This is a genomic window from Kluyvera genomosp. 3 (genome assembly GCF_011765685.1).
Taxonomy (GTDB): domain Bacteria; phylum Pseudomonadota; class Gammaproteobacteria; order Enterobacterales; family Enterobacteriaceae; genus Kluyvera; species Kluyvera georgiana_A.
This window is the reverse complement of the sequence record NZ_CP050321.1, coordinates 1-24,282: the sequence shown is the minus strand read 5'-3', so window position 1 is coordinate 24,282 and position 24,282 is coordinate 1. Positions and strand designations below refer to the sequence as shown.

Below are 24,282 nucleotides of genomic sequence, written 5' to 3'. Positions count from 1 at the left end.
ACCTGGTTATACCGCGGATGCACCACCGACGATCTCGGTGAGTTCCTGAGTAATGCTGGCCTGACGAGCTTTGTTGTATACCAACTGCAGCTCTTTAATCAGGCTGCCGCCATTGTCGGTCGCGGCTTTCATCGCAACCATACGTGCGGCCTGCTCGCTGGCCAGGTTTTCTACCACGCCCTGATAGACCTGAGATTCGACATAACGACGCAGGAGGGTATCCAGCAGCGCTTTCGGATCGGGTTCGTACAGGTAATCCCAGGTTTTACGTTTCAGATCATCATCTTCTGAAGCCGGTAACGGCAGCAGCTGGGTGATCGTCGGCACCTGAGACATGGTGTTAATAAATTTGTTGCTGACAATATAAAGCTTGTCCAGACGACCTTCGTCGTAGGCCTGCAACATCACTTTTACCGGACCGATCAGTTCGGACAGGGCTGGTTTATCGCCCATACCGGTAACCTGAGCGACAATGTTGCCACCTACGGAATTAAAGAAGGACACACCTTTAGAGCCGATCATTGCGAGGTCGCACTGAACGCCTTTTTCGGTCCATGCCTTCATATCCGCCAGCAGTTTCTTGAACAGGTTAATGTTCAAGCCACCGCACAGACCACGGTCGGTAGACACCACCAGGTAGCCCACGCGCTTAACGTCGCGTTCTTCCAGGTACGGGTGCTTATATTCCAGATTACCGTTCGCAAGGTGACCAATCACTTTGCGCATGGTATCTGCATAAGGACGGCTGGCCGCCATGCGATCCTGCGATTTACGCATTTTGGAAGCGGCGACCATCTCCATCGCTTTAGTGATCTTTTGCGTGTTCTGGACGCTTGCGATCTTACTACGTATCTCTTTTGCGCCGGCCATGAGCTTCTCCTCAATGCCTACGGCCTGCCCTAAGACAGGCCGTCAGACTTTACCAGGATTGGGTTGCTTTGAAGGAATCGAGGATGCCTTTCAGCTTGCCTTCGATTTCGTCGTTATAGCCACCGGACTGGTTGATCTCTTGCATCAACGGAGCGTGATCACGGTCGACGTAAGCCAGCAGAGCGGCTTCGAAGCTACCGATTTTCGCCAGTTCTACATCCGCCAGATAACCACGTTCTGCCGCGAACAGAACCAGAGACTGCTGCGCGACGGACATCGGCGCATACTGTTTCTGTTTCAGCAGTTCAGTTACTTTCTGACCGTGGTCCAGCTGCTTACGGGTTGCATCGTCAAGGTCAGATGCGAACTGGGAGAATGCTGCCAGTTCACGATACTGTGCCAGTGCGGTACGGATACCACCGGACAGTTTCTTCATGATCTTGGTCTGAGCTGCACCACCAACACGGGATACGGAGATACCCGGGTTAACCGCAGGACGAATACCGGCGTTGAACAGGTTGGTTTCCAGGAAGATCTGACCATCGGTAATGGAAATTACGTTGGTCGGAACGAATGCGGAAACGTCACCAGCCTGCGTTTCGATAATCGGCAGCGCGGTCAGAGAACCGGTTTTCCCTTTCACTTCACCTTTGGTGAAGGTTTCAACGTATTCGGCGTTAACACGCGCAGCACGCTCCAGCAGACGAGAGTGGAGGTAGAATACGTCGCCCGGGAATGCTTCACGTCCTGGTGGACGGCGCAGCAGCAGGGAGATCTGACGGTATGCGACAGCCTGTTTAGACAGGTCATCATAAATGATCAGCGCATCTTCGCCGCGGTCGCGGAAGTATTCGCCCATTGCGCAACCGGCATACGGCGCCAGGTATTGCAGTGCAGCAGATTCAGACGCAGTTGCCACAACAACGATGGTGTTAGCCAGCGCGCCGTGTTCTTCCAGTTTACGTACCACGTTAGAAATGGTGGACGCTTTCTGGCCGATTGCCACGTAGACGCACTTGATGCCGGAATCACGTTGGTTGATGATGGCGTCGATTGCCAGCGCGGTTTTACCGGTCTGACGGTCGCCGATGATCAGTTCACGCTGACCACGACCGATTGGGATCATGGCATCAACGGATTTATAACCGGTCTGAACCGGCTGATCGACGGACTGACGTTCGATTACGCCCGGTGCGATAGCTTCAACGGCGGAGAAGCCGTCGTTGTCCAGCGCGCCTTTACCATCGATTGGTGCACCCAGAGTGTTAACCACACGGCCCAGCAGGCCACGGCCAACCGGAACTTCCAGGATACGACCAGTACACTTGACGGTCATGCCTTCGGCAAGGTCAGCGTACGGACCCATAACTACAGCACCAACGGAGTCGCGCTCCAGGTTCAGTGCGATAGCGTAACGGTTACCCGGCAGGGAAATCATCTCACCCTGCATACAATCGGCCAGGCCGTGGATGCGGATAACACCGTCACTTACAGAAACAATAGTACCTTCGTTGTGAGCTTCACTCACAACATTGAACTGAGCAATGCGCTGCTTGATCAGTTCGCTGATTTCGGTGGAATTCAGTTGCATGCTCCAGTCCCCTTAAGACTGCAAGACGTCTGCAAGGCGTTCAAGACGGCCGCGTACGCTGCCATCAATGACCATATCACCCGCACGGATGATAACGCCTGCCATTACAGACTTATCGATTTTGCAATTCAGCTTAACTTTGCGTGACAGACGCTTTTCCATCGCGGCGGTGATTTTCGCGAGCTGCTCTTCACTCAACGCATTAGCGGAAATGACTTCTACCTCAGAGGTAGCTTCACTCGCGGCGCGCAGGTGTACAAACTGCTCAAGAACATCAGGGAGCACTTTAAGACGACCGTTTTCAGCCATCACCTTAATCAGGTTCTGACCGTTTTCGTCCAGTTGCTCACCGCATACTGCGATAAACGACGTAGAGAGCGTTTCTGGCGCCAGTGCGCCAGACAGAAGCTCTGCCATTTGTTCGTTCTTCGTCACTTCGGCGGCAAACGCCAGCATGTCCTGCCAGCGATCTACGCTTTTGTGTTCGACGGCAAAGTCAAAAGCTGCTTTGGCGTAGGGGCGAGCTACCGTAACAAATTCAGACATCAGCCCCTCCCTCCTTACAGTTCAGCGACAAGTTTATCCACGATGTCGCTGTTAGCAGCTTCATCCACGGAACGTTCGATGATCTTCTCGGCGCCAGCAACAGCCAGGATAGCGACTTGCTTACGCAGTTCTTCGCGAGCACGTTTACGCTCGGCGTCGATTTCTGCCTGAGCCTGTGCCACGATTTTAGTACGTTCCTGCTCTGCTTCAGCTTTGGCTTCGTCCAGGATCTGGGAGCGACGTTTGTTCGCCTGCTCGATGATAACCTGGGCTTCCGCTTTTGCTTTTTTCAGCTGGTCGGTCGCATTGGCCTGTGCAAGGTCCAAATCCTTTTTAGCTCGTTCTGCAGAAGAAAGACCGTCAGCAATCTCTTTTTGACGTTTTTCGATGGCAGCCATTAACGGCGGCCATACGTATTTCATGCAGAACAGAACGAACAGGACAAACGCGATGGCCTGGCCGAGGATTGTTGCGTTAAGATTCACAGCACAATGCCTCTTATCTAGTTAACGTTCTGATATTGCTCTTACTTAATTCAAAGCAACGCTTACTACGCGACAGCGAACATCACGTACAGACCCAGACCTACAGCGATCATCGGGATAGCATCCACCAGACCCATAACGATAAAGAACTGAGTACGCAGCAGAGGAATCAGATCCGGTTGACGCGCTGCGCCTTCCAGGAATTTGCCCCCGAGGATGCCGATACCGATCGCAGCACCGATTGCCGCCAGACCCATCATCACAGCGGCAGCCATGTACAGCAGATCCATATTCAGGTTTTCCATGACAGTCTCCAGTTTGTTTCAGTTAAAACGTAGTAGTGTTGGTAAATTAATGCTCTTCAGACGCCATCGACAGATAGACAATCGTCAGAACCATGAAGATGAAGGCTTGCAGCGTAATGATCAGGATGTGGAAAATGGCCCAAGGCACATTCAGAATCCACTGTGACCACCACGGCAGCAGGCCAGCAATCAGAATGAAAATCAGCTCACCGGCATACATGTTGCCGAACAGTCGCAGACCCAGAGATACTGGTTTGGACAGCAGGCTTACCCCTTCAAGGATTAAGTTGACAGGAATAAATGCCCAGTGATTGAACGGCTGCAGTGTCAGCTCTTTAGCGAAGCCACCGATGCCTTTCATTTTGATGCTGTAGAACAGAATCAGGATAAACACGCCCAGAGCCATAGACAGGGTAATGTTTACGTCCGCAGACGGAACCACGCGCAGCGCCGGCAGGCCCAGTATATGCTCAGCAATATACGGCAGCAGGTCGATAGGCAGTAAGTCCATCAGGTTCATCAGGAAGACCCAGACGAAGATAGTCAGGGCAAGCGGGGCGATAACCTTGCTTTTGCCATGGTACATGTCTTTGACACTGCCATGAACGAAGCCGATTACCAGCTCAATCGCGGTCTGAAATTTACCTGGTACGCCGCTGGTCGCTTTTTTGGCAACGCTACGGAACATAAGCAGGAACAACAGACCCAGCACCACCGAGAAGAACATGGAGTCAATATTGAGCGTCCAGAAGGTGGCTGGGGGGTTATGCGGATCTACCAGCGAGAAAGTACGCAGGTCCAGCTGAAGGTTATTCAGGTGGTGCCCTATGTATTCCTGCGGCGTCATATTTTCAGAAGCCATGATGCCTTTTACCCTTTGTTGTTAATTACAGCGGGTGCCAGTATCTGAACCACTAGCACCAAAATCCATGTAACGATCAGCGGTAAGAATACCGCCTTTAAAACCGCCAGCGCCACAATCAGTAACACCAGCATCGCTAGCACCTTAAACGCTTCGCCGAAGGCGAACGTCCAGGCCACTTTGCCCTTCGCGGGTGTATGCGCCTGGTGACGCCAGGCAAAAATCATAAACAACATATTAGGCAGTAACACTGCCAGGCCTCCACACGCGGCGGAGATGCCCCAGAAGGGGTCTTTTAGGCTGAACAGCAATCCGCTTGCTATCACTGCCAGAAGCTGAATGAACAGAAGCTTACGAGCAACGTTTCGACTCACGAGCGACATAGACATCACGTTTCTACTCCTGCTCCCTTTGAGGTATGCCGCGTGTCGTATAAAACGTTCTTTAAAGCTCGGAGTCAAGCATCAAAAAGCGGTCAAATTATACGGTGACGCCCCGTGATTTCAAACAATAAGTAGCCAAAACGTGAATAAATATTTAAATATTTTTCATTCACGCTATTTTTCCACTTTTCGCCAAAGTGTGAACGATCGTACAAAACTGCAAATACAGCTAAAACAGTGGTTACAAAGCGTGCACGAGATCACATATTAAACATTTTAGCGCTCATCATCTGTATCAACGTAGCAAAAGATGACATCTCATCGTTTTGATATCTAAGACGAAATCAGAGCACTCTTTTAAAAACAGGTAGAAACAGAACAAAAACCATTCATTGACATTCATAATAACTTATTAACATGACAAAATGGCTAACGTGATGACTTATAGCACGCTGATATTTTCCATGTTTACTATTTTCATCATTAACAAAAAAAGCTTGGTTATTGAGAAGATAAAAACACGTTAAACCTGAGTTAAATTAAGCGAGTCACTGGCGCGTAGTGTCGCCAATTTGTTAACACCAGAGACCGCATTTTTTTTCTACTTTTTTTGATAAATATTAAATTTTCTTTGGTGCAATAATCACCAAATGACGCTCCCCTTCCAGCTGAGGAACCCGCAATTCAACAATGGATTCGACGCTGAACTGCGGCGGAAGCTGCGTAATCTCATCTTCAGGCAACTGGCCTTTAAGTGCATAAAAACGACCTTCTTCACCCGGCAGGTGATGGCACCAGCTCACCATATCATTCAGCGAGGCGAAGGCGCGGCTGATAACGCCATCAAACGGCGGCTCGGCCGGAAACTCTTCAACACGACTCTGCACCGGCGTGATGTTAGTCAGCGCAAGCTCATGCTGAACCTGGCGCAGGAAGCGAACGCGCTTGCCCAGACTATCGAGAAGCGTAAAGTGCGCATCCGGAAGAACGATAGACAGCGGTATTCCCGGCAGGCCCGGCCCAGTGCCGACATCAATAAAGCGTTCACCTTTCAGCGACGGCGCCACTACGATGCTGTCGAGGATGTGGCGCACCAGCATCTCGTTTGGATCGCGTACCGACGTCAGGTTGTACGCTTTGTTCCACTTGTGCAGCATATCGACATAGCCAACAAGCTGATTTTTCTGGTGATCGGTGAGCGAAATACCTGCTTCATCCAGCAGACGAGAAAGTTTGTTGAGCACGTTGATGACCCTATCAGAAAATAACTGCCCGGTAGCATGACGCGTACCGGGCCGATGAATCAAGTGGGCGAGCGTAAGATGCTCGCCAGAAGAGCCGCCTGGGCGGTAATCAGGCGCTGCGGCGCAGCAGACCTTGTTTTTTCAGCCATACCAGCAGAATCGAGATCGCCGCCGGGGTGATCCCGGAGATACGCGACGCCTGGCCGATCGAAACCGGTTTGTGATCGTTGAGCTTGGCAATGACTTCGTTCGAAAGCCCGTTCACCTGACGATAGTCGAGGGTGGCCGGCAGCAGCGTGTTTTCATTGCGCTGTTGTTTTTCGATCTCATCCTGCTGACGCGCGATGTAACCTTCGTATTTCACCTGGATTTCCACCTGCTCTGCCGCCTGAGCATCTTTCAGCGCAGGAGAGAACGGCGTCAGGGAGGTCAGCTGCTCGTAGGTCATTTCCGGACGACGCAGCAGATCTTCACCGTTGGCTTCGCGAGACAGCGGTGCAGTCAGGTGAGCATTCACTTCGGCTGCTGATTCCGCCGATGGCGTTACCCAGGTCGACTTCAGACGCTGACGCTCGCGCTCGATGTTTTCCAGCTTCTCGTTGAAACGCGCCCAACGAACGTCATCCACCATCCCCAACTCGCGACCGATTTCGGTCAAGCGCAGATCGGCGTTGTCTTCACGCAGCATCAAACGATATTCGGCGCGGGAGGTGAACATGCGGTACGGTTCTTTTGTCCCCAGCGTACAGAGATCGTCCACCAGCACGCCGAGATAAGCCTGATCGCGACGCGGCGCCCAGCCGTCTTTATCGGCGGACAACCGTGCGGCGTTCAGACCCGCCAGCAGCCCCTGTGCCGCGGCTTCTTCGTAGCCGGTGGTGCCGTTGATCTGGCCAGCAAAGAACAGACCGTGGATAAATTTGCTTTCCAGCGTCGGTTTCAGGTCGCGCGGGTCGAAGAAATCGTACTCAATAGCATAGCCTGGACGGACGATTTTCGCGTTTTCCATCCCCTGCATCGAGCGGACGATCTGCATCTGCACGTCAAACGGCAGGCTGGTGGAGATACCGTTCGGGTAAATTTCGTTGGAGGTTAGCCCTTCCGGCTCCAGGAAGATCTGGTGCTGGTTACGATCGGCAAAGCGCATCACTTTGTCTTCGATCGACGGACAGTAGCGCGGGCCGATGCCTTCGATCACGCCAGCATACATCGGGCTACGATCGAGGTTATTACGGATCACGTCATGGGTTTTCTCGTTGGTATGCGTGACGTAGCACGGCATCTGGCGCGGGTGCTGAGACACTTCGCCAAGGAACGAGAAGACCGGCATTGGGTCATCGCTGTTTTGTTGAGCCAATACGCTGAAATCGATGGTGCGCGCGTCAATTCGCGGCGGCGTCCCGGTTTTCAGGCGGCTGACGCGCAGCGGCAGTTCGCGCAGGCGACGGGACAGCGGGATAGATGGCGGATCGCCTGCGCGGCCACCGCTGTAGTTATCCAGGCCAATATGGATTTTGCCGTCCAGGAAGGTCCCGACGGTCAGCACGACCGCTTTTGCACGGAATTTGAGGCCCATCTGGGTGACAGCGCCAACAACACGATCGTTTTCGACAATCAGATCTTCAACCGCCTGCTGGAAGATCATCAGGTTAGGCTGGTTCTCCAGTGCAGTACGGACCGCCTGACGGTAGAGCACGCGATCCGCCTGAGCGCGAGTGGCGCGAACGGCCGGGCCTTTACTGGCGTTTAGTATCCTAAACTGAATGCCGGCGTGGTCGATCGCCGTTGCCATCAGGCCGCCGAGCGCATCCACTTCTTTTACCAGGTGTCCCTTCCCAATGCCGCCAATCGCCGGGTTGCAGCTCATCTGCCCCAGAGTGTCGATATTGTGTGTCAAAAGCAGGGTCTGCTGACCCATTCGCGCTGCGGCCATCGCGGCCTCAGTGCCTGCATGACCCCCGCCAATGATGATGACGTCAAAAGGATCCTGATAAAACATGGTGGTTTGCCTCGCGTACTGCGGTTTTTAAATGGATTGAAGTCCGGGCGTGGATTCTACTCAACTTTAGTCGATGGAGAAAGCGTCTGGATCCTGGGTATTAAAAAGAAGATCTTTTTATTTAGAGATCTGTTCTATTGTGATCTCTTATTAGGATCGCCAACCTTTGTGGATAAGTACGATCCGGACATTAAGATCAACCGTTTAAGACGGATCATTATCTGTGAATGATCGGTGATCCTGGTCCGTATAAGCTGGGATCAAAGTGAAGGGTTATGCACAACTCAAAAACTAGCCAACGGTTATTCTTTGGATAACTACCGGTTGATCCAAGCTTTTAACCAGAGTTATCCACATAAAAAAATACGATCTTTACAAATCTCTGAGCAATGGATGCCATGATCCCAGCCAAATTTCAGCCGGATCTTCCGGAATCTCATGTTCAAGGACGTTGATCCGCAGCGTTTCGCCAACCTGTTTTGCGCCACAAGCCTTCAGTTCAGCTTCCAGTTTGTCGATAGCGCCGCAAAATGTGTCGTATTCACGGCTACCGATACCAACGGCACCGAAGCGAACGCGGGAGAGATCCGGTTTCTGCTCGCATAATGCTTCATATAAAGGAAGCAGGTTGTCAGGAATGTCGCCTGCACCGTGTGTAGAGCTGATCACCAGCCAGATCCCCTCAGCAGGAACCTCATCCAGCATCGGGCCATGCAGCATTTCGCTGGAAAAACCAGCGTCGTCCAGCTTTTCCGCCAGATGTTCCGCAACATATTCAGCACTGCCAAGCGTGCTACCGCTGATTAGAGTGATGTCTGCCATGCTCGCCCACCTTTATAAAGAAGGCGCATTGTACGCTGTGAGCGAGCTGGGATCTACCTGTGGAAAAATGTGGGATTAAAAAAGGCGATCACGGCTTGATGGTACGCATGATCGGGTTCTGCAGGACGATCAGCGTTTCGGTGGACTGAATTTCATCAATTGTTTGGATCTTGTTGATAAGTACCTGTTGGAGGGCGTCGATCGATTTGCACATTACCTTAATAAAGATGCTGTAGTGCCCGGTGGTGTAGTACGCCTCGGTCACTTCATCCAGGCTTTCCAGCCGTGCCAGCGCCGACGGATAGTCTTTCGCGCTCTTGAGAATAATGCCGATAAAGCAGCCCACGTCATAACCTAGTTGTTTGGGGCTGACGTCGACGTGCGCGCCGGTAATGATCCCGGCTTGTTTCATCTTCTCTACGCGAACGTGGATGGTGCCCGGGCTGACGGCGAACTGCTTAGCCAGTTCCGCGTAGGCGGTACGGGCGTTGGCCATCAGGGCCTCAAGAATGCCGCGGTCCAGATTGTCGATCTGATAATTTTCCATAGGTTTTTCTTATGAAGATTAATGATTACCTCTATTTTAGCCTTTATTTTTAATGAATCAAAAGTCGATAAGGCTTTTTGTTGTTTGATTATTGAATTGCGGGCCTGTTTTGTTGCTTAATCAATTGCAACAGGACGCAGGAGTAAAAATAATGAAAACCGCATACATCGCAAAACAACGCCAGATCAGTTTCGTTAAATCCTATTTTTCCCGTCAGCTGGAAGAGAAGCTAGGGCTCGTAGAAGTCCAGGCGCCGATCTTAAGCCGCGTGGGGGATGGGACACAGGACAACCTGTCTGGTTGCGAGAAGGCGGTTCAGGTGAAAGTGAAAACACTGCCAGATGCCCAGTTCGAAGTGGTTCATTCCCTTGCGAAGTGGAAGCGTCAAACCCTGGGACAACACGACTTCAGCGCGGGCGAAGGGCTGTACACGCATATGAAGGCCCTTCGCCCCGATGAAGACCGACTCTCTCCGATTCACTCCGTTTACGTTGACCAGTGGGACTGGGAACGTGTGATGGGGGATGACGAACGCCACGCCAGCACGCTGGAAAGTACCGTAAAGGCGATTTGGGCGGGCATTAAAGAAACCGAAGCTGCTGTAAGCAAAGAGTTTGGGCTGACACCGTTCCTGCCAGAACAAATTCACTTTGTGCACAGTGAAACGCTGCTGAGCCGCTATCCGGGCCTTGATGCAAAAGGCCGTGAGCGCGCCATCGCCAAAGAACTGGGGGCGGTGTTCCTGATTGGTATCGGCGGTAAATTGTCCGATGGTCAGCGCCACGATGTACGTGCACCGGACTATGACGACTGGAGCACCCAGACCGCCTCCGGCCTGACGGGGTTGAACGGCGATATTCTGGTGTGGAACCCGGTGCTGGAAGACGCGTTTGAACTCTCTTCTATGGGGATCCGCGTGGATGCGAAAGCGCTGAAACATCAGCTGCAGATCACCGGCGACGAAGATCGTTTACAGCTGGAGTGGCACCAGGCGCTGCTGCGTGGTGAAATGCCGCAGACTATCGGCGGCGGTATTGGTCAGTCTCGTCTGACGATGCTGTTGCTGCAACTGCCCCATATCGGCCAGGTGCAGTGCGGCGTATGGCCGTCTCAGGTACGTGAAAGCGTCTCCGCTCTGCTGTAACCCAATCTAACGCCGCCAGCGCCTCAGCAGGCGGCTTCTTAACCCGGTATCAAAGCGCCAGATATGATCGAAAATGCGCATGATCCCGGGTTTGCCATGAGCGGACATCGCCACCGCGTGAAAACGATGCTGATGTTTATGCTGAAGATCCCCCACCTTTTTGACCACTTCATCCGGTAGCCGCTGGGCGATAAAATCGGAAATCACCACCGCGTCGGCATCCTGCCACTGCGGGTTTTGCAGATGCTCGATAATGGCGCGGAAGCAGCTGGCCATATCGGTACCGCCGCGAAAGCGCTGGCTTAAAAAGCGGATCGCCTGCTCCAGCCCCTGACGCCCGGTTAACTCGTAGCGCACCACTTCGCTGGAGAACAGCATAATGTAGCAGCGACGGTTATCCGCCAGCGCCACGCGCATCAGCGCGAGGCAGAACGCTTTGGCGCACTGCTCGTTGAAGCCGCCCATCGAGCCGGACGTATCCACGCAGACAATAAACGGCCCGCGCGGCTGTTCATCAACGTCCTGATGTACGACTGGACGCTCGGTCACCTTCTCGCGCCAGGCGTCGCCGTGTAGACGGTAGGTTAACAGCTGTTTCTCCACCAGCCGCCGGTAAAACTCATATTCCAGCTCGGTGATGCCAAGCGTTGCCAGCTCCGGCGGCAATAAACGCAGAATATCGTCGCTTTGCTGGATGCCATCAACCTGCTCGGGCACGGTGGAGGGCTCGCGCACCAGCGAACGGAAAGTCTCCATGGGGGAATCTTTCTTCGGCACCGATTTGGCTTCGCGCGAACGGCCCAACTGCTCGGCCAGGCGCAGCAGCTCCGGTTGCTGGCTGAGAAACTCACCGTATTTCACAATCAGCTGATAGTCGCCGCGCTTCAGCTGTCCGGCGCTCATATCCCACAGCCGCCCACCGGCGCTATCGTTTTCCACCAGCACCGGATCCAACTGACCGCTTAACGTCATTCGTTCCTGTACTTCGCTCAATAACTGTTCACGCTCTTCTTCCAGCAGCTGCTGATTGAGGGAGGTGACCTGAACCACCAGGCTTAAGCGCCAGCGTTGCAGGAAAAGGGTGTGTAGCGCAGGGGTAAAAGTGGCGTTATTTGCCGCCAGCTGCTGAGCCTGAGCGGCAAAAGGCGACTGGACGCGAGTGAGTAGCGCCAGAATCTGCGGCAGTTGAACGATAAACTGGCTGGTGGAGAGTATCTGGCTCTGCTGATAGCAGATGACCTCCTCTTCCAGCTCGTGTGGCACCGGGGTGCCTTTGAGTCGGTTTCTGAAGGTTTCGCGCCAGCGGGGAAGATCGTCGGTAATGGCGCTTTTCAGGCGTGGAAATTTTTCAAAGAACACGGCCAACTGCGGGGATGCCAGCAGGGCGATGATCATCTCTTCGATCATCCCCTCTTCGCCGACCGCCAGCATGACGTTGAGCGTATCGATGGTCAGCATTAACTCTGCGCCTGCTTAATTTGTGCGGCCACGTCCTGAAGGCTGGCTTCGATACGTCCCAGCCATTCGTCATGAATGAACAGACATTTTTGCTGCTCGCTAAAGCGGTTATGCTGCTGGTGCCACTCTTCATCTAAGGCGAGCAGCTGCTGGCGGATCTCGGTCGGCATACTTTCTGCTGAGCCCGAACCCGGCAGGGACAGACGGGTACCCTGAAGGCTGATGTCGCGCACGACCAGATGCTGTGCTGCATCCACTTCCATATTTAACGTCAGCGCAAAACCGATACCGTTGAGCTTACCGCGAATCTCGCCGCCCTTCTCCAGCCAGTTTTCCAGCGCCTGGCGCTCGAAAGTAATGTGAATGACCTCAATATCGTGCAGCTTGAGCGGCTGCTGGAGCAGCAGGGTCACCGTTGGCGTTTGAATCTCCGGCGGCAGCTCATAATGCGGTTTGCGGCTAAACATGCCGCCCAGACGGGTGACTTTCAGCGCGGTTTTGTCGCTTTGTTGCTGCTGAATTTGCAGGCGCTGCTGGGTGATGGCGCCCAGCTTGTTGAGCATGGCCTGCTGCTGCCATGCATGCCCGGTCATCAAAATATCTATTTGTTGTTGAAGAAGATTTCGGCTTTCCGCATCGTGCCACAGGCACTCTTTTAGCAGGATCAGATCGATAGGCGCGATCGTGTCGCGGCCGCTGAAGAAAGCGCAGGCTTGCAGCAGACGGATCGCCTTTTTCCAGCGACGATCGGAAACGTAAGGTGCATTTGGTAGATTATCCAGCTGTTGGCGCAGGGTAAAAATCAGTTCAAACACCGCATCCGGCAGCTTCACGTTGCCGATATCTTTCTGCCACTGGAAGTACTCTTCGTCGGTAACCTGCAGATTGGCCGGAATCGGGTTGTCGTTTTCATCCTGCTGGCTAATCAGCATCGAGCGGAAATTGCCCTTATCCTGCACTTTATCGAGCCACAGGCGAATCAGCATGCGGTCGTACAATGCTTCGAGACTGCTTTCGGCTTCCGGCAATTCATTCGAGGCGGTGACCAGCAGGCGCATGGGAATCTTTTCCACGCTGGCACCGTTACGGAAGTGACGTTCGTTGATGGCGGTCAGCAAGGTGTTCAGGATGGCCGGGCCCGCTTTCCAGATTTCATCAAGGAAGACGATCTCTGCCTCAGGTAAATAGCCGGCAGTCAGGCGCTCATAGCGGCCTTCATCTTTTAACGCCTGAATAGAGAGCGGCCCAAAGACCTCTTCCGGCGTAGAGAAACGGGTCATCAGATATTCGAACGCGCGGGCGTGCTGGAAGGCGAACTTCAGGCGGCGGGCAATCAGGCTTTTCGCGATCCCCGGTGGACCAAGTAAAAAGACGCTTTCGCCGCTCAGGGCTGCCAGCAAGCAGAGGCGAATAGCGTGACTACGTTCAAATAGCCCTTTCTCCAGCGCGCTGCTCAGCCGCGAAATTCTTTCTGCTAATAAATGTGGTTGGGCCATAATTAACTTGCGTCCTTTCGCCGTTTAATCAGCTAACTGGCTGAGTATAGACGTTTAAGTCTTTAGGTGAATAGCCTGAATAGTACCTCGCAATTTCTTGAGGCAGGTTAATATGACGTGATTAAGGGGTACGATTTTGACGCTAATCGTGCATACTGTGCGCTTTTCGTGGGCCAAGGGACTAGGCACACATTTGTTTCATAAACGAAAGACTAGTCTATGAGCACTGATAATAAACAATCTTTATCAGCGATTACACTCGCTGCAATTGGCGTGGTATACGGCGATATTGGTACCAGCCCTCTTTATACGCTTCGTGAATGTTTATCTGGCCAGTTCGGTTTTGGCGTTGAACGTGACGCGGTTTTTGGCTTTCTGTCATTAATCTTCTGGCTATTGCTGTTAACGGTATCTCTCAAATACATCACCTTCGTGATGCGGGCGGACAACGCCGGCGAAGGGGGGATACTGACGCTGATGTCTCTGGCGGGGCGTAATACGTCCGCGCGCATGACTTCTGTACTGGTGATTCTCGGGCTGATTGGCGGCAGCTTCTTCTATGGTGAAGTGGTCATCACGCCGGCGATTTCGGTGATGTCGGCGATAGAAGGTCTGGAAATCATCGCCCCCCAGCTTGATACCTGGGTGGTTCCCATCTCCATTATTGTTTTGACGCTGCTGTTTGCGATTCAGAAGCACGGTACCAGCATGGTCGGTAAACTGTTTGCGCCGATTATGCTCATCTGGTTCCTGCTGCTGGCAGGCCTCGGCGCGCGCAGCATTATCGCCAACCCGGAAGTGTTGCAGGCATTGAACCCTTATTGGGCGGTGAATTTCTTCCTGCAATACAAAACCGTCTCCTTTATCGCATTGGGCGCGGTGGTGCTGTCGATTACCGGCGTGGAAGCGCTGTATGCCGACATGGGGCACTTCGGGAAGCTGCCGATTCGCCTGGCCTGGTTCTCGGTGGTGCTGCCGTCACTGGTGCTGAACTACTTTGGTCAGGGCGCGTTGCTGCTCAAGCATCCGGAAGCGATTAAGAACCCGTTCTTCCTGCTGGCGCCCGAATGGGCGTTGATTCCGATGCTGATTATCGCTGCCCTGGCGACGGTTATCGCCTCTCAGGCGGTGATCTCCGGCGTCTTCTCGCTGACGCGCCAGGCCGTGCGTCTGGGGTATCTGTCGCCGATGCGCATTATTCATACCTCAGAGATGGAATCGGGGCAGATCTATATCCCGTTCATCAACTGGCTGCTGTACATCTCCGTGGTTATTGTGATTGTCAGCTTCGAGCACTCCTCAAATCTGGCGGCGGCATACGGGATTGCGGTTACCGGGACGATGGTCCTGACGACCATTCTGTTCACCACGGTGGCGCGTAAAAACTGGCACTGGAATAAGTTCCTGGTTGCGCTGCTGTTTGTGGCGTTTATGTGCATCGACATTCCGCTGTTCTCGGCGAACCTGGATAAGATTGTCTCCGGTGGTTGGTTGCCGCTGACGCTGGCGCTGATCATGCTCACCATCATGACCACCTGGAAAAGCGAGCGTTTCCGCCTGCTGCGCCGGATGCATGAACACGGTAACTCTCTGGAAGCGATGATCGCCTCGCTGGAGAAATCGCCGCCGGTCCGCGTGCCGGGCACCGCGGTGTATATGTCGCGCGCGCTGAACGTCATTCCGTTTGCCATGCTGCATAACCTCAAGCACAACAAGGTGCTGCATGAGCGCGTCATTCTGCTGACGCTGCGTACCGAAGATGCGCCGTACGTGCATAATGTGCGTCGCGTGCAGATTGAGCAGCTGTCGCCAACCTTCTGGCGCGTGGTGGCCAGCTACGGTTGGCGTGAAACCCCGAACGTGGAAGAGGTGTTCCACCGCTGCGGTCTGGAAGGTTTAAGCTGCCGGATGATGGAAACATCGTTCTTTATGTCGCATGAGTCGCTGATCGTCGGCAAACGGCCATGGTATCTACGCCTGCGCGGCAAGCTGTATCTGCTGCTGCAGCGTAACGCGCTGCGCGCGCCGGACCAGTTCGAGATCCCGCCAAACCGCGTTATCGAGCTGGGCACCCAGGTCGAAATCTAACGCCATCAACGCCCTCCCTCATTTTGACGGAGGGCGTTTTTTTATCCCCTCTTCTCTGTTCGCGAAACGTTTCGATGGCGATCACATTTCTATAACCTGGTGATGGTTTTCTGCGCGTTCTTCAGACTACACTTATGACAGCGAAACGTTTCGCTAGTGGAGCAAGAAAACAAAATGAAGAAAGGCACGGTACTCAACTCTGAAATCTCGTCGGTTATTTCCCGTTTGGGCCATACCGATACGCTGGTGGTATGCGATGCGGGTTTACCCATCCCTCGTAGCACGGCGCGCATTGATATGGCGCTAACCCAGGGCGTTCCCACCTTCATGCAGGTGTTGGGCGTGGTGACGCAAGAGATGCAGGTCGAGGCCGCCATTCTCGCCGCGGAAATTCAACACCATAATCCGCAGCTTCACGAAACGTTGCTCAAACACCTTGAGCAGCTGCAGCAACACCAGGGAAATAGCATTGACGTTCGTTACGTCTCACATGAGCAGTTCAAACAACAAACCGCAGACAGTCAGGCGGTGATTCGCAGCGGGGAATGTTCCCCGTATGCGAATATCATTCTCTGTGCTGGCGTCACCTTCTGAGGCCATCATGGACGCACTCTTACAACTGAAAGGGATCGATAAATCGTTCCCGGGCGTGAAGGCGCTAGCTGGCGCCGCGCTGAACGTCTACGCTGGCCGCGTGATGGCGCTGGTGGGCGAAAACGGCGCGGGCAAATCCACCATGATGAAGGTGCTGACCGGGATCTACACCCGCGACGCTGGCTCTTTGTTATGGCTGGGTAAAGAGACCACCTTTAACGGCCCAAAATCCTCGCAGGAAGCCGGTATCGGCATTATCCACCAGGAACTGAACCTTATTCCACAGCTGACGATTGCCGAGAACATTTTCCTTGGCCGTGAGTTTGTGAATCGCTTTGGCAAAATCGACTGGAAGAAGATGTACGCCGAGGCCGATATCCTGCTGGCTAAACTCAATCTGCGCTTTAAGAGCGACCGTTTGGTGGGTGACCTCTCTATCGGCGATCAGCAGATGGTGGAAATTGCCAAGGTGCTGAGCTTTGAGTCGAAGGTCATTATTATGGACGAACCGACCGATGCCCTGACCGATACTGAAACCGAATCCCTGTTCCGCGTCATCCGCGAGCTGAAATCGCAGGGGCGCGGCATTGTCTATATCTCCCACCGTATGAAAGAGATCTTCGAGATCTGCGACGACGTGACCGTCTTCCGCGACGGGCAGTTTATTGCCGAACGCGAAGTCGCCAGCCTGAATGAAGATCTGCTGATTGAGATGATGGTCGGCCGCAAACTCGAAGATCAGTACCCGCATCTGGACAAAGAACCGGGTGAGATCCGCCTGAAGGTGGACGCACTGTGCGGGCCAGGCGTGAACAGCGTCTCCTTTACCCTGCGCAAAGGTGAAATTCTTGGTGTGGCGGGGCTGATGGGCGCCGGGCGCACCGAATTAATGAAAGTGCTGTACGGTGCGCTGCCGCGAACCAGCGGCTACGTGACGCTAGACGGCCATGAAGTGGTGACGCGTTCACCGCAGGATGGTCTGGCGAACGGCATTGTCTATATTTCCGAAGACCGTAAGCGTGATGGCCTGGTGCTGGGCATGTCGGTGAAAGAGAACATGTCGCTGACGGCGCTGCGCTATTTCAGCCGTGCTGGCGGTAGTTTGAAGCATAAAGACGAACAGCAGGCGGTGAGCGATTTTATCCGTCTGTTTAACGTCAAAACGCCGTCTATGGAGCAAGCGATCGGTCTGCTCTCCGGTGGTAATCAGCAAAAAGTCGCCATTGCGCGCGGCCTGATGACTCGCCCGAAGGTACTGATCCTTGATGAGCCGACGCGCGGCGTCGACGTGGGGGCGAAGAAAGAAATTTATCAGCTGATCAACCAGTTCAAGGCCGACGGCCTGAGCATTATTCTGGTCTCCTCGGAGATGCCGGAAGTATTGGGGATGAGCGATCGCATTATTGTGATGCATGAAGGGCATCTCGGCGGTGAGTTTTCACGCGAGCAGGCCACCCAGGAAGTATTAATGGCTGCCGCTGTGGGCAAGCTTAACCGCGTGAACCAGGAGTAAAAAAGATGACAACCCAGTCTGTGGCGGGTCGCCGCTATTTCACTAAAGCATGGCTGCTGGAGCAAAAATCGCTGATAGCTCTGCTGGTGCTGATAGCGATTGTCTCGACCATGAGCCCCAACTTTTTTACCGTCAATAACCTGTTCAACATCCTGCAGCAAACCTCCGTGAATGCGATCATGGCGGTTGGGATGACGCTGGTCATTTTAACGTCGGGGATCGACCTGTCCGTCGGTTCCCTGCTGGCGTTGACCGGCGCGGTCGCCGCCTCGATTGTGGGCATCGAAGTTAATGCGCTGGTGGCGGTTGCTGCCGCACTCGCATTAGGTGCCGCAATTGGGGCCGTTACCGGCGTGATTGTTGCTAAAGGGCGGGTGCAGGCATTTATCGCTACGCTGGTGATGATGCTGCTGCTGCGCGGTGTGACCATGGTCTACACCAACGGTAGTCCGGTCAATACCGGCTTTACCGACAACGCTGACGTGTTTGGCTGGTTCGGTATTGGCCGCCCGCTGGGTATCCCAACGCCGGTGTGGATCATGGCGATTGTCTTCCTCGCGGCGTGGTACATGCTGCACCACACGCGTCTGGGTCGTTATATCTATGCGCTGGGCGGTAACGAAGCGGCAACGCGTCTTTCCGGTATTAGCGTCAATAAAGTCAAAATTATCGTCTACTCTTTGTGCGGGTTACTGTCGGCGCTGGCGGGTATTATTGAAGTGGCGCGCCTCTCCTCGGCACAACCGACTGCGGGTACCGGCTATGAGCTGGATGCTATCGCGGCGGTAGTACTGGGCGGTACCAGCCTGGCGGGCGGTAAGGGTCGTATCGTCGGCACGCTTATCGGTGCGCTGATTCTTGGGTTCTTGAACAACGGTTTGAACTTGTTAGGCGTTTCTTCTTATTACCAGATGATCGTTAAAGCAGTCGTCATTTTGCTGGCGGTGCTGGTGGACAACAAAAAGCAGTAACAAACGACACTACAGGACATCTTAGATATGAACATGAAAAAACTGGCTACCCTGGTTTCCGCGGTTGCGCTGAGCGCCACCGTCAGTGCGAACGCGATGGCGAAAGATACCATTGCACTGGTTATCTCTACCCTGAATAACCCGTTCTTTGTCTCCCTGAAGGACGGCGCGCAGAAAGAAGCGGACAAACTGGGCTATAACCTGGTGGTTCTGGACTCACAGAACAACCCGGCGAAAGAGCTGGCTAACGTTCAGGATTTAACGGTTCGTGGCACCAAAATTCTGCTGATCAACCCGACGGACTCCGACGCGGTGGGTAACGCCATCAAGATGGCAAACCAGGCTAAAATCCCGGTGATTACCCTCGACCGCGTGGCCTCTAAAGGTGAGGTTGTGAGCCATATCGCGTCTGATAACGTGCTGGGCGGTAAAATCGCCGGTGACTATATTGCGAAGAAAGCCGGTGAAGGCGCTAAAGTCATCGAACTGCAGGGTATCGCCGGGACTTCTGCCGCGCGCGAGCGTGGTGAAGGCTTCCAGCAGGCTGTCGCGGCACATAAATTCAACGTGCTGGCAAGCCAGCCTGCCGACTTCGACCGTACTAAAGGTCTGAACGTGATGCAGAACCTGCTGACCGCGCATCCGGACGTGAAGGCTGTCTTCGCTCAGAACGACGAAATGGCGCTGGGCGCGCTGCGTGCGCTGCAAACCGCCGGTAAATCCGATGTCATGGTCGTAGGCTTCGACGGTACGCCGGATGGCGAAAAAGCGGTGAATGACGGCAAACTGGCGGCGACTATTGCCCAGTTGCCGGATCAGATCGGTGCAAAAGGCGTGGAAACCGCCGACAAAGTGCTGAAAGGCGAAAAGGTACAGGCAAAATATCCTGTTGACCTGAAGCTGGTAATTAAGCAGTAATAACGCGAATGCGATTCAGGCTGTTGCAGCCTGAGGGACAATATCTATAAAGAAAAGTAGGGCACGCGCCACCGGGATACCGGTGGCGCATCTTACCGGACACTCTGAAAATGAAAACCGCAGGCAAACTCGTCGTCCTTGGCAGCATCAATGCCGATCACATTCTCAATCTTGAATCTTTCCCGACGCCAGGCGAAACCGTCACCGGTAGCCATTATCAGGTCGCATTTGGCGGCAAAGGCGCGAACCAGGCGGTTGCTGCCGGGCGCAGCGGCGCGGATATCGCGTTTATTGCCTGCACTGGCGATGACGATATCGGTGAGCGTATCCGTAAACAGTTGCAGGTTGACCGCATTGATATCGCGCCCGTGAGCGCGGTAGCCGGTGAGTCGACCGGCGTAGCGCTGATCTTCGTCAACGGCGAAGGCGAGAATGTGATTGGCATTCACGCGGGCGCTAACGCCGCACTATCTACTGGGCTGGTCGAGGCACAGCGTGAACGCATTGCCGAGGCAGATGCGCTGCTGATGCAGCTTGAATCCCCGCTGGATAGCGTATTGCTGGCGGCTCAGATTGCCCATCAGAATCAAACCACCGTGGTATTGAACCCGGCCCCCGCTCGCGAGCTGCCGGATACACTGCTGTCGCTGGTGGATATCATTACCCCAAATGAGACCGAGGCTGAGAAGCTGACCGGTGTTCGGGTGGAAAACGATGACGACGCCGCGAAAGCCGCACAGGTACTGCACGCGAAAGGCATCGACACGGTGATTATTACTCTTGGCAGCCGCGGCGTATGGGCCAGCGTTAAGGGCGAAGGGCGTCGCGTACCGGGCTTTAAAGTGCAGGCTATCGACACCATCGCCGCAGGCGATACCTTTAACGGCGCGCTGATGACTGCGTTGCTGGAGAATACGCCGTTGGCCGACGCGCTGCGCTTTGCGCACGCCGCCGCCGCTATTGCCGTGACACGCAAAGGCGCGCAGCCCTCTGTGCCCTGGCGTGAAGAGATCGACGAATTTTTACGTCAGCAGGGGTAATGCTTGGCCACAATGAAGGATGTTGCTCGCCTGGCGGGCGTTTCCACCTCCACGGTATCTCATGTCATCAACAAAGACCGGTTTGTCAGCGATGCAATAACCGAGAAGGTTGATGCGGCCATCAAAGCGCTGAACTACGCCCCGTCAGCGCTGGCGCGTAGTCTCAAGCTGAATCAGACTCACACCATCGGTATGCTGATTACCGCCAGTACCAACCCCTTTTATTCAGAGCTGGTGCGCGGCGTGGAGCGCAGCTGTTTCGAGCGTGGTTACAGTCTGGTGCTATGCAATACCGAAGGCGACGAACAGCGGATGAACCGCAACCTGGAAACGCTGATGCAGAAGCGTGTCGACGGGCTGCTACTGCTGTGCACCGAAACGCACCAGCCGTCGCTGGAAATTATGCAGCGCTATCCGTCTATTCCCTCCGTGATGATGGACTGGGCGCCATTCGACGGCGACAGCGACCTGATTCAGGATAACTCGCTGTTGGGCGGCGATATGGCGACTCGCTATTTGATCGAGCGTGGCTATACGCGCATTGCCTGTATTTCAGGTCCGCTGGATAAAACCCCGGCGCGGCTGCGTCTCGAGGGCTATCGGGAAGCCATGCATAATGCGCAGTTGCCGATTCCGGACGGCTATGAAATTACCAGCAACTTTGAGTTTGGCGGCGGATTAGATGCCATGCAGAAACTGCTGGCGCATCCTGAACGTCCGGATGCCGTTTTCGTTGGTAACGATGCGATGGCGGTAGGGGTTTATCAGGCGTTGTATCAGGCCGGGCTACGTATTCCGCAGGATATGGCGGTGATTGGCTATGATGATATCGAACTGGCGCGCTATATGACGCCGCCGCTCACGACCATTCACCAACCAAAAGATGAACTGGGCGAGCTGGCTATTGATGTGTTGATTCACCGTATTGCGCAGCCCGGGCAAAAACAGCAGCGTATGCAGCTGACGCCCGAGCTGGTGGTGCGTGGGTCCGTCTAAGGTTAGTGCTTTTCTTTTATCAGATTGCGGCCATCTTTCGGCCGCAGCAGCATAAACATCAGCGCTGACACTGCCGTTATCACCCCCATGGTGATAAAGGTGTAGTGGAACTGCTCAATCGTCGAGCCGACAATACTTTGATACGAGCGTAGTACCGCGGCGCTGATAGCCACCCCCAGGCTAATCGACAATTGCTGTGTAACGGCCAGCAGGCTGTTGCCGCCGCTGGCGTTATCGTCGGAGAGATCGGCAAGCGTAATGGTGTTCATCGAAGTGAACTGCGTCGACATGGCCATCCCCAACACGAACAGCGGCAGAATCAGCATCCACACCGGCATTGACGGCGATTGTAATGAGAACTGCGCGATCATTAAGCCGATAAACAGCGTGACGCCGACCAGCGTTTTCCGATAGCCCAACCGGCGTAGCACTTGGGTGACGGTTGATTTTGCCACGATAGAGCCGATTGCCGTGGGCGCCATCATGATGCCCGCAATCAGCGCCGGATAGCCAAAGCCAACCTGCAGCATTAGCGGCATCAGGAACGGCACGCAGCCGGTGCCCAGGCGTGTCGCCAGGTTACCAGCAATACCGACTGAGAACGTTCGCGTTCTGAATAAGCCCAGAGAGATCAGCGGTGTTGGATGCTTGCGCGCGTGGCGGATATAGGCCAGCAGCAAAATAATACTGAACAGCACCACCATCAGAGCGACCCAACCTGACACAATCTGCTCGCCGAGCAGCTCCATGCCGATGGAGAACAGCACCAGGCTTAACCCAAACAGCAGGAATCCTGAGAGATCGAAGCGTCGCCGCGGCGTCGTGAAGTTCGGCATGTATTTTCGTGCGTACAGCATGCCAATAACGCCGATCGGTATGTTGATGAGGAAAATCCAGTGCCAGGTAGCCCAGGTGACAAAAACGCCACCCAGCACCGGGCCCAGAATAGGCCCTATCAGCCCCGGCATGGTGACAAAATTAAGCACCGGTAGCAGTTCGCTACGCGGGTAGGCGCGCAGCAGTGCCAGACGGGCGACGGGCATCATCATGGCGCCGCCAATCCCCTGAATAATACGGAAGATCACCAGTTCGCCGAGCGAAGTCGAAAGCGCGCACGCCAATGACCCAAGGGTAAACAGGCTGACCGCCAGCATAAAGATGCGTCGGGTACCGAAGCGGTCAGCAAGCCAGCCGCTTACCGGGATCAGCATGGCCACCGTAAGGGTGTAGCTGATAATGGCCGATTGCATCGCCAGCGGCGACCGGTTGAGGCTGTGCGCGATAGCGGGCAGCGCTGTATTCAGAATGGTGGCGTCTAGCGCCTGCATAAAGAAGGCCATCGCGGCTATCCACGGTAGCCCGGCCATACTCCGCGCTTTCTTCTCAGTCATTCGCTGTCCTTTATACTGCGGCCAGAATATGTGGCGCGTTTAATAAAGCCTGGCAGGCCTGGTATGCCCGTGGGCCATCGCCTTCTTGTATCGCATCAACAATGGCCTGGTGGCTCGCCAGTTCAATCACCTCATCTTCGGTAATCGAGGTGAAATAGATGTGGTACACCGAGTGGAACAGTTTGGCGAATGATGTCAGAAACGGGTTAGCACTCATTTCATAGATGTGTTCATGCCAGGAGGTGTCGATATCGATCCAACGCTCGCGGTCAAATGTTTTCTCCAGCGTCGCCATCTCTTCCATTAAGGTATTGAGCTGGGCTTTCTGCTCGGCGGTACCGAGCGTGGCGGCCAGCATGCAGGCCTGCGGTTCCAGACTGCGACGCAACACCAGGAAGTGTTTCATGACGGCCTGGAAGTTATCTGTCGTTAGCCACCAGGAGATCAGCTCGGTATCGAGGAAGTTCCAGTGGGCCTGAGGCATCACACGGGTACCAATACGCGGGCGAGGAAGCAGCATCCCTTTCGCTGACAGCGTTTTTACCGCTTCGCGAACGGCGGTTCGGCTCACGCCGAAGATTTCACCCAGCTCCATCTCGCCGGGGAGGATGCTTTCCGGGGGATACTCACCGGTTAATATCTTCTGGGCTATTTTCTCAGCCAGGACCCAGGAGATGTTCTTTTGAGCGGCTAGTTGCTGTGCGCTTAGAGACATAAATGCCATTCCTATTATTTATCTTTCTTTAGTATGCCATTTGACGTGCTGAATCGGTGTTAAAAACAGCAGTTTGGGCATTTTACGGCGTATTCATAAGCAATTTGATGAAAAAAATAGCGAGCGATAAAATAATTCAAATTTCCCCTTGTCAGGCAGAATAAACTCCCTATAATGCGCTCCCACTGACACGGAACAACGGCAAACAAGCCGCCGGGTCAGCGAGATTCTCCTGAGAATCTCGACAGAGAAAAGCGAAATTAAACGCTTGACTCTGAAAGAGGAAAGCGTAATATACGCCACC

23 protein-coding genes are annotated in these 24,282 nt (G+C 54.1%); 8 read left to right on the top strand and 15 right to left on the bottom strand.

What is annotated here, in order from left to right:
• Positions 1-6: 6 nt before the first annotated feature.
• The 11 genes from atpG to asnC all read right to left on the bottom strand — a co-directional run bounded on the left by atpG (position 7) and on the right by asnC (position 9,654).
• The gene (atpG, locus tag GY169_RS00115; protein ID WP_035893615.1) at positions 7-870 is read right to left on the bottom strand and encodes a F0F1 ATP synthase subunit gamma; all 864 of its coding nucleotides are present in this window, start codon (positions 868-870) and stop codon (positions 7-9) included.
• Between the two features lie 49 nt (positions 871-919).
• Positions 920-2,461 (bottom strand): F0F1 ATP synthase subunit alpha, encoded by a 1,542-nt coding sequence (atpA, locus tag GY169_RS00110; RefSeq protein WP_064540595.1) that lies wholly within the window; start codon positions 2,459-2,461, stop codon positions 920-922.
• A 12-nt stretch (positions 2,462-2,473) separates the two neighbouring features.
• Positions 2,474-3,007, bottom strand: a complete 534-nt coding sequence (gene atpH / locus GY169_RS00105; RefSeq protein ID WP_064540592.1) for a F0F1 ATP synthase subunit delta — start codon at positions 3,005-3,007, stop codon at positions 2,474-2,476.
• 14 nt (positions 3,008-3,021) lie between these two features.
• A complete protein-coding gene (gene atpF / locus GY169_RS00100) occupies positions 3,022-3,492 on the bottom strand; it encodes a F0F1 ATP synthase subunit B (protein WP_064540589.1) in 471 nt (156 codons plus the stop codon).
• A gap of 65 nt (positions 3,493-3,557) precedes the next feature.
• Positions 3,558-3,797 (bottom strand): F0F1 ATP synthase subunit C, encoded by a 240-nt coding sequence (gene atpE / locus GY169_RS00095; RefSeq protein WP_000429386.1) that lies wholly within the window; start codon positions 3,795-3,797, stop codon positions 3,558-3,560.
• A 46-nt stretch (positions 3,798-3,843) separates the two neighbouring features.
• The gene (gene atpB, locus GY169_RS00090) at positions 3,844-4,659 is read right to left on the bottom strand and encodes a F0F1 ATP synthase subunit A (RefSeq protein ID WP_005121454.1); all 816 of its coding nucleotides are present in this window, start codon (positions 4,657-4,659) and stop codon (positions 3,844-3,846) included.
• Between the two features lie 8 nt (positions 4,660-4,667).
• Positions 4,668-5,048: a F0F1 ATP synthase subunit I gene (atpI, locus tag GY169_RS00085; RefSeq protein WP_163449340.1), complete on the bottom strand. Its 381-nt coding sequence runs from the start codon at positions 5,046-5,048 to the stop codon at positions 4,668-4,670.
• A 614-nt stretch (positions 5,049-5,662) separates the two neighbouring features.
• Entirely contained in the window at positions 5,663-6,286 is a 624-nt protein-coding gene (gene rsmG, locus GY169_RS00080; RefSeq protein ID WP_163449341.1) for a 16S rRNA (guanine(527)-N(7))-methyltransferase RsmG, read from the bottom strand.
• 109 nt (positions 6,287-6,395) lie between these two features.
• Entirely contained in the window at positions 6,396-8,285 is a 1,890-nt protein-coding gene (gene mnmG, locus GY169_RS00075; RefSeq protein ID WP_163449342.1) for a tRNA uridine-5-carboxymethylaminomethyl(34) synthesis enzyme MnmG, read from the bottom strand.
• Between the two features lie 372 nt (positions 8,286-8,657).
• On the bottom strand, positions 8,658-9,107 hold the full coding sequence (gene mioC, locus GY169_RS00070; protein WP_163449343.1) for an FMN-binding protein MioC: 450 nt from the start codon (positions 9,105-9,107) through the stop codon (positions 8,658-8,660).
• Between the two features lie 88 nt (positions 9,108-9,195).
• Positions 9,196-9,654 (bottom strand): transcriptional regulator AsnC, encoded by a 459-nt coding sequence (gene asnC / locus GY169_RS00065; protein ID WP_035893632.1) that lies wholly within the window; start codon positions 9,652-9,654, stop codon positions 9,196-9,198.
• Between the two features lie 151 nt (positions 9,655-9,805).
• Between asnC and asnA the strand changes: the two genes are divergently transcribed.
• Positions 9,806-10,798, top strand: a complete 993-nt coding sequence (gene asnA, locus GY169_RS00060) for an aspartate--ammonia ligase (protein WP_167574676.1) — start codon at positions 9,806-9,808, stop codon at positions 10,796-10,798.
• A gap of 6 nt (positions 10,799-10,804) precedes the next feature.
• Here the strand turns inward: asnA and viaA are convergent, their stop codons facing one another.
• Together viaA and ravA are read right to left on the bottom strand one after the other, a co-directional pair.
• The gene (gene viaA / locus GY169_RS00055; protein ID WP_167574675.1) at positions 10,805-12,256 is read right to left on the bottom strand and encodes an ATPase RavA stimulator ViaA; all 1,452 of its coding nucleotides are present in this window, start codon (positions 12,254-12,256) and stop codon (positions 10,805-10,807) included.
• Positions 12,256-13,752, bottom strand: a complete 1,497-nt coding sequence (gene ravA, locus GY169_RS00050; protein ID WP_064540571.1) for an ATPase RavA — start codon at positions 13,750-13,752, stop codon at positions 12,256-12,258. Before ravA ends, viaA begins: the two co-directional genes overlap by 1 nt.
• A gap of 219 nt (positions 13,753-13,971) precedes the next feature.
• Here ravA and kup point away from each other — a divergent pair, with 219 nt between their 5' ends.
• The 7 genes from kup (at position 13,972) to rbsR (ending at position 21,872) form a co-directional block, all read left to right on the top strand.
• Positions 13,972-15,840, top strand: a complete 1,869-nt coding sequence (gene kup, locus GY169_RS00045) for a low affinity potassium transporter Kup (RefSeq protein ID WP_163449487.1) — start codon at positions 13,972-13,974, stop codon at positions 15,838-15,840.
• A 174-nt stretch (positions 15,841-16,014) separates the two neighbouring features.
• Positions 16,015-16,434 (top strand): D-ribose pyranase, encoded by a 420-nt coding sequence (gene rbsD, locus GY169_RS00040; RefSeq protein WP_163449488.1) that lies wholly within the window; start codon positions 16,015-16,017, stop codon positions 16,432-16,434.
• A 7-nt stretch (positions 16,435-16,441) separates the two neighbouring features.
• A complete protein-coding gene (rbsA, locus tag GY169_RS00035) occupies positions 16,442-17,947 on the top strand; it encodes a ribose ABC transporter ATP-binding protein RbsA (RefSeq protein WP_163449489.1) in 1,506 nt (501 codons plus the stop codon).
• A 5-nt stretch (positions 17,948-17,952) separates the two neighbouring features.
• Positions 17,953-18,918, top strand: a complete 966-nt coding sequence (rbsC, locus tag GY169_RS00030) for a ribose ABC transporter permease (protein WP_065357329.1) — start codon at positions 17,953-17,955, stop codon at positions 18,916-18,918.
• A gap of 27 nt (positions 18,919-18,945) precedes the next feature.
• Positions 18,946-19,836, top strand: coding sequence for a ribose ABC transporter substrate-binding protein RbsB (gene rbsB / locus GY169_RS00025; protein ID WP_106930081.1), 891 nt, complete (start codon positions 18,946-18,948; stop codon positions 19,834-19,836).
• 110 nt (positions 19,837-19,946) lie between these two features.
• Positions 19,947-20,876 (top strand): ribokinase, encoded by a 930-nt coding sequence (gene rbsK / locus GY169_RS00020; RefSeq protein ID WP_167574674.1) that lies wholly within the window; start codon positions 19,947-19,949, stop codon positions 20,874-20,876.
• 3 nt (positions 20,877-20,879) lie between these two features.
• The gene (gene rbsR, locus GY169_RS00015) at positions 20,880-21,872 is read left to right on the top strand and encodes a ribose operon transcriptional repressor RbsR (protein WP_163449491.1); all 993 of its coding nucleotides are present in this window, start codon (positions 20,880-20,882) and stop codon (positions 21,870-21,872) included.
• A 2-nt stretch (positions 21,873-21,874) separates the two neighbouring features.
• On the opposite strand, the gene mdtD is transcribed toward rbsR, so the two are convergent.
• Both mdtD and GY169_RS00005 read right to left on the bottom strand, forming a co-directional pair.
• A complete protein-coding gene (gene mdtD / locus GY169_RS00010) occupies positions 21,875-23,263 on the bottom strand; it encodes a multidrug transporter subunit MdtD (RefSeq protein ID WP_064540545.1) in 1,389 nt (462 codons plus the stop codon).
• Between the two features lie 10 nt (positions 23,264-23,273).
• Positions 23,274-23,978, bottom strand: a complete 705-nt coding sequence (locus GY169_RS00005; protein ID WP_167574673.1) for a FadR/GntR family transcriptional regulator — start codon at positions 23,976-23,978, stop codon at positions 23,274-23,276.
• Between the last annotated feature and the right edge of the window lie 304 nt (positions 23,979-24,282).

Bases quoted from the DNA above. Each gene is read 5' to 3' on its own strand.
- atpG (WP_035893615.1), bottom strand. From the start codon at position 870: ATGGCCGGCGCAAAAGAGATACGTAGTAAGATCGCAAGCGTCCAGAAC.
- atpA (WP_064540595.1), bottom strand. From the start codon at position 2,461: ATGCAACTGAATTCCACCGAAATCAGCGAACTGATCAAGCAGCGCATT.
- atpH (WP_064540592.1), bottom strand. From the start codon at position 3,007: ATGTCTGAATTTGTTACGGTAGCTCGCCCCTACGCCAAAGCAGCTTTT.
- atpE (WP_000429386.1), bottom strand. From the start codon at position 3,797: ATGGAAAACCTGAATATGGATCTGCTGTACATGGCTGCCGCTGTGATG.
- atpB (WP_005121454.1), bottom strand. From the start codon at position 4,659: ATGGCTTCTGAAAATATGACGCCGCAGGAATACATAGGGCACCACCTG.
- atpI (WP_163449340.1), bottom strand. From the start codon at position 5,048: ATGTCTATGTCGCTCGTGAGTCGAAACGTTGCTCGTAAGCTTCTGTTC.
- mnmG (WP_163449342.1), bottom strand. From the start codon at position 8,285: ATGTTTTATCAGGATCCTTTTGACGTCATCATCATTGGCGGGGGTCAT.
- mioC (WP_163449343.1), bottom strand. From the start codon at position 9,107: ATGGCAGACATCACTCTAATCAGCGGTAGCACGCTTGGCAGTGCTGAA.
- asnC (WP_035893632.1), bottom strand. From the start codon at position 9,654: ATGGAAAATTATCAGATCGACAATCTGGACCGCGGCATTCTTGAGGCC.
- asnA (WP_167574676.1), top strand. From the start codon at position 9,806: ATGAAAACCGCATACATCGCAAAACAACGCCAGATCAGTTTCGTTAAA.
- viaA (WP_167574675.1), bottom strand. From the start codon at position 12,256: ATGCTGACCATCGATACGCTCAACGTCATGCTGGCGGTCGGCGAAGAG.
- ravA (WP_064540571.1), bottom strand. From the start codon at position 13,752: ATGGCCCAACCACATTTATTAGCAGAAAGAATTTCGCGGCTGAGCAGC.
- kup (WP_163449487.1), top strand. From the start codon at position 13,972: ATGAGCACTGATAATAAACAATCTTTATCAGCGATTACACTCGCTGCA.
- rbsD (WP_163449488.1), top strand. From the start codon at position 16,015: ATGAAGAAAGGCACGGTACTCAACTCTGAAATCTCGTCGGTTATTTCC.
- rbsA (WP_163449489.1), top strand. From the start codon at position 16,442: ATGGACGCACTCTTACAACTGAAAGGGATCGATAAATCGTTCCCGGGC.
- rbsC (WP_065357329.1), top strand. From the start codon at position 17,953: ATGACAACCCAGTCTGTGGCGGGTCGCCGCTATTTCACTAAAGCATGG.
- rbsB (WP_106930081.1), top strand. From the start codon at position 18,946: ATGAACATGAAAAAACTGGCTACCCTGGTTTCCGCGGTTGCGCTGAGC.
- rbsK (WP_167574674.1), top strand. From the start codon at position 19,947: ATGAAAACCGCAGGCAAACTCGTCGTCCTTGGCAGCATCAATGCCGAT.
- mdtD (WP_064540545.1), bottom strand. From the start codon at position 23,263: ATGACTGAGAAGAAAGCGCGGAGTATGGCCGGGCTACCGTGGATAGCC.
- GY169_RS00005 (WP_167574673.1), bottom strand. From the start codon at position 23,978: ATGTCTCTAAGCGCACAGCAACTAGCCGCTCAAAAGAACATCTCCTGG.